Origin of the sequence: Mesorhizobium sp., assembly GCF_005063415.1 — a bacterium.
GTDB lineage: Bacteria > Pseudomonadota > Alphaproteobacteria > Rhizobiales > Rhizobiaceae > Mesorhizobium.
Genome location: NZ_SUEG01000262.1, coordinates 1 through 3,865, shown reverse-complemented (window position 1 = coordinate 3,865; position 3,865 = coordinate 1). Strand labels below are relative to the sequence as shown.

The window sequence follows — 3,865 nt, the reverse complement described above, 5'->3', positions numbered from 1 at the left end:
TCGCCAGCCACCTGCCGCTGGACTTGGTAATCGTGATGCTCGGCACCAATGACACCAAATCCTATTTTCGCCGGACATCGTATGAGATCGCCAATGGAATGGCGAAACTCGTCGGGCAGATTCTGACCAGCGCGGGTGGGATCGGCACCCCTTATCCTGCTCCCAAGGCGCTCGTCATCGCGCCGCCGCCGCTGACGCCGATGCCCGATCCATGGTTCGAGGGCATGTTTGGCGGAGGTCACGAGAAGTCGAGGGATCTGGCCAGGCAGTACAAGGCGATGGCAGATTTCATGAAGATCGAGTTCCTGAACGCCGGTGATTTCATCACCACGGACGGTGTCGATGGCATCCATTTCACTGCCGCGAATAACGCCGATCTGGGACGGGCGGTCGCCAACAAAGTGAGGGCGATTCTCGATCCGGACAGGGTCAGCACTGCCGCCTGACACCGCCAAGCCGTCGGCCTGCGCTACGCGTTCCGGACATCTGGGTTTCCATGCCGTCGTTGGTAAAGCCCGTTCTTTTGGCCCGTGTCGAACACTACGTGGCAGCCCGGCAACATGCAGCCCAGCGCCAAGGCACTCCGCGAGCACTGGAGCACAGTTCACACCCGCAAACTGGCGGCTGTAACGGAACGTCGGGTGCAGTTCGAGCACCCGGGCGGCAGCTGCCCTCGCTTCCTCGAGCCGGCCGAGTTCCGCAGGGCAGCGGCCAATTGCACATAAGTGATGCTATGTGCGGGATTCGCCTGAACGGACCGATATTCGGCGCGGCAGGCTTCGTCGTAGCGGTCGCGGAGCAAATGACTCATCGCCTGTGCATCGAAGGCGGCGAAAGCCCATGGGTCGAATGGGCTTGGCCGTATGCCTCGTTCGCTCCACTCGACGGCCCGCTCTGGTCTTGTTCGCGGCCATGTCAAGCGCGGCCTTGGCATGCCGTGCGCCGATGCAGATCACCGGCAGCCCCTCTGCCGTCAGCACGTGTAGAACCACACCGACAGCGGCCCCGTCTCGAACACGATCCGCCGGCTACACGGCGCCGGGCATCCACTCGGGCAGCGGCGCGAGGCTCCGGTTGAACTGCTTCCACCACATGGATTCATCTACCTTGCAGCAGGCGCGAAGCATCGAGTGCGCCTTCTCGAAAGCCTGGGTAGCGAGATCGTTGAACGTCATCTGCGCATCGTACGGTAGCGACACCACAAGTTCCTGGCCGGTCTGTGTACCGCCTTCATCTACCTGAAGATAAAGCCAAACGAGGAAATTCGCACCCTGCCCGCTCGCGTCGGCATTGCCGATCTTGATGCGGTCGATACCTGCAGCGGTGACTTTCATGGGGGACCTCCTCGTTTCGAATTCACGGTGAATCCGGAAGTCCGTGGCAACCAGAAAGGTTCCTTAACCGTCATCCCTATGGTGAAGTATTGGATAAAGGTCAGAAAACTTCGACTGTCTTATTAACGTCCTGGGGATTGGTGACCCGTCCAGAAACCAGGACCAGATCGGAAGAGGTCTCCTTCATGCCACCTTCAGACTATGATCGCCGGCTCGCCCTGCCAGACGCGTATTGCTCCCTGGCCAGATTTTGCGGCCCGGACCAAGACTCGTTGAAACGGTAGGCTTTGGGGCCACGCCGCCTGCGTGACTGGTGCTAGGCCGCAGCCCCGCGCGGCCTCGCCATATCGTTCGTGCCCGCTGGATCCGGCGCTTGGCCATAGCTCATTTTACGCATTTGCTCGATCACCCGCGCCATCTCCTCGTCGGAGAGAACCGGTGGCTCCCCAAGCGCAAGTGCCTGGACATACATGCGAGACAGGGTTTCGACCTCGTTCGCCAGCCACAACGGCGCTTCCAGAGTCTTGCCGAGTGAAATTTGTCCGTGCTGGCCTAGCAGGCAGGCGAGGCGATCCTTGAGTGCAACCAAGGCATTGTCGGACAAGGCCTGCGTGCCGAAGGTCGCGTAGCCCGCGCAGCGGATGGTCGTACCGCCCGCTACTTCTGTCATATAGTGAAAGCTCGGGATCGTCTTGTGATGGCAGGCCAGCGTCGTGGCATAGAGTGAGTGACAATGCAGTACGACGTTGATCTCCTGCCGCTCCCGCAAAATGTTACGGTGGAAGCGCCACTCCGAGGAGGGCCGACGGCCGGCATAGGTACCGTCAAAATCCATGTCTACAATGTCTTCAAGCGTCATCGTTTCGTAAGGAAGCAACGAGGGCGTGATCAGGAAACCCTTGCTGGTGCGCACCGACAGGTTGCCTGCATTGCCCTGGTTGATACCGCTGGAGTTCATCCGGCGGCAAACGTCCACCATCTCGCGGCGCAGTGCGCTGTCATCAGTCATCGATCGTTCCTTTTGCTGGTCTTGCCCGGTAGAAGTTGTTCCGCTTTGCCAATTCGCGCCCCGCAGCGCATCGGCCGCGAGCGCCTCACTATCGCCGGCATAGGCGGCGGGAAGGCTGAGCTCGATCGGAGCCGGCGTGTGACGGGTTTCATGTTCGGCAAGCAACGCGGCGCCCGAAGCCGTGCCGTAGGAGACTAGATTGTAGACCGTTTGGGCTTTGGGCGCAGCGCGGCAACCAAGGTGGCGTAGAGCGGGTCCCGCAGGAAGGTACCATCCAATGCAACCAGCCCGCTTTCATTCAGCGCATCGATACATTCCACCATCAGCAGCGCCGCATAGAGCACCGCGAGCGCCTTGCGCTTGGCAGGGGTTTTTGCCGGCGGTCCTTCAAACCGGCCTCGCCCAGCGCTGCCGGGAAAGAGGCCATCATCGTCGCCGAAGGACGGCAACGCAAAGGTGCCCCGCACTATCAACAAGCTGACCAGCGCGGCGGCGGCCGCCTCTTCTTCTTGTCCCAGCCCTGCCACATGACTGAACTCTCGTCCGCCCATGGTCAAAACGCCGCCGACCGGGCGTCCTGTCACGTCGCTGTTCAGCACCATTGCGCGGTTCTCGTTGAGTGCGTCTAGAGGTGTCGCCGCGCACATTCCGACAATCCAGGTTCCGGTAGAGATCACGCAGGCATCGGGCATGCCTGCTGCCTGATAGGGGTAAAGATTGAGGCTGCTGTCGTGGCCGCCGGTCACGACAGACAGCTTTTCCGGTATGCCGTACCGGCGTGTTAGATCCGGCCGGATTGGCCCCAGCGTTTTCCAGGCCGGATGCATGGTACCATGAGGCGGCTCCAGCCCTGCCCCTCTACAATGGGCGTCCACTCCTTGCACATTGTTCCATAGATGTGACTGCGCCGAGAGGGCCGTCGTTTCGGCCGATGGCACGCCTGAGAGCCGCCAGACCCAATATTGCGGCAAGCCCAGATACCAACGGGCCTGGGCGACGCGCTCCGATTCAGCCTGCGGCATCCAGTACAGCTGGCGAGCCTGATGCGCAGCCTTCAGCATAATTGTACTGCCGCGATCAAAAAAATCGCCCGAAAGCGGGGCGTAGCCCTTGCGAATTGCAGGCGCCAGATCCTGCTCATAGTCGATCATCGGCAAGGCGGAGTGTCGTCGGGATCAGCGTTCACCAGAACCCCGGCGGAGCCATGTCCGGTGGCGACCACCTTTTCCAACGGATGGTGTCGGCACAAGCTGGCAAGCGAGCCGAAAAGCCAGTCGCTAATGCCCTTGAGGTCGTGGCGCCGCCAAGGTGGACCGGGCCGCACCTCGTTGCGGACAGAAAGACTCTCGGCGAAGACGCCGTCGAACGTCATTGCCGAGAGCTTAATGTTGGTCTTGCCAACGTCGAAGACGGCGATGCTCGCGCCGTCCGCCTTCTGCCCGTCATACATTGGGTCAGATCAGACCGTATTGGCGAGCCTTGTTGCGCAGGAATGGCAAGCCATTGCCCATCACTTCGGCCT

General features: G+C 61.0%; 5 protein-coding genes and 1 pseudogene. 1 reads left to right on the top strand and 5 read right to left on the bottom strand.

Features of this window, described 5'->3' with window-relative positions:
• On the top strand, nt 1–446 hold a 446-nt coding region (locus tag E5W70_RS31345), incomplete at its 5' end, for a GDSL-type esterase/lipase family protein (protein WP_292665126.1).
• Nucleotides 447–803: 357 nt separating this feature from the next.
• Here E5W70_RS31345 and E5W70_RS31340 read toward each other — a convergent pair.
• From E5W70_RS31340 to E5W70_RS31320, 5 genes and pseudogenes are all read right to left on the bottom strand, one after another.
• Nucleotides 804–1,039 (bottom strand): annotated as a pseudogene (locus E5W70_RS31340) (hypothetical protein); the annotation flags it as partial.
• Complete coding sequence (locus tag E5W70_RS31335) at nt 1,029–1,334, bottom strand: hypothetical protein (protein ID WP_292665125.1); 306 nt, start codon at nt 1,332–1,334, stop codon at nt 1,029–1,031. The gene E5W70_RS31335 and the pseudogene E5W70_RS31340, both read right to left, overlap by 11 nt.
• Nucleotides 1,335–1,650: 316 nt before the next feature.
• Complete coding sequence (locus E5W70_RS31330) at nt 1,651–2,343, bottom strand: class II aldolase/adducin family protein (protein ID WP_292665128.1); 693 nt, start codon at nt 2,341–2,343, stop codon at nt 1,651–1,653.
• Nucleotides 2,344–2,537: 194 nt separating this feature from the next.
• Complete coding sequence (locus E5W70_RS31325) at nt 2,538–3,494, bottom strand: hypothetical protein (protein WP_366509769.1); 957 nt, start codon at nt 3,492–3,494, stop codon at nt 2,538–2,540.
• Nucleotides 3,491–3,793, bottom strand: coding sequence for a hypothetical protein (locus tag E5W70_RS31320; RefSeq protein WP_292665123.1), 303 nt, complete (start codon nt 3,791–3,793; stop codon nt 3,491–3,493). The genes E5W70_RS31325 and E5W70_RS31320 overlap by 4 nt, the downstream gene beginning before the upstream one ends.
• Nucleotides 3,794–3,865: the final 72 nt, after the last annotated feature.

Coding starts and splice junctions, on each gene's coding strand:
- E5W70_RS31320 (WP_292665123.1), bottom strand. CDS start 3,793: ATGTATGACGGGCAGAAGGCGGACGGCGCGAGCATCGCCGTCTTCGAC.
- E5W70_RS31325 (WP_366509769.1), bottom strand. CDS start 3,494: ATGATCGACTATGAGCAGGATCTGGCGCCTGCAATTCGCAAGGGCTAC.
- E5W70_RS31335 (WP_292665125.1), bottom strand. CDS start 1,334: ATGAAAGTCACCGCTGCAGGTATCGACCGCATCAAGATCGGCAATGCC.
- E5W70_RS31330 (WP_292665128.1), bottom strand. CDS start 2,343: ATGACTGATGACAGCGCACTGCGCCGCGAGATGGTGGACGTTTGCCGC.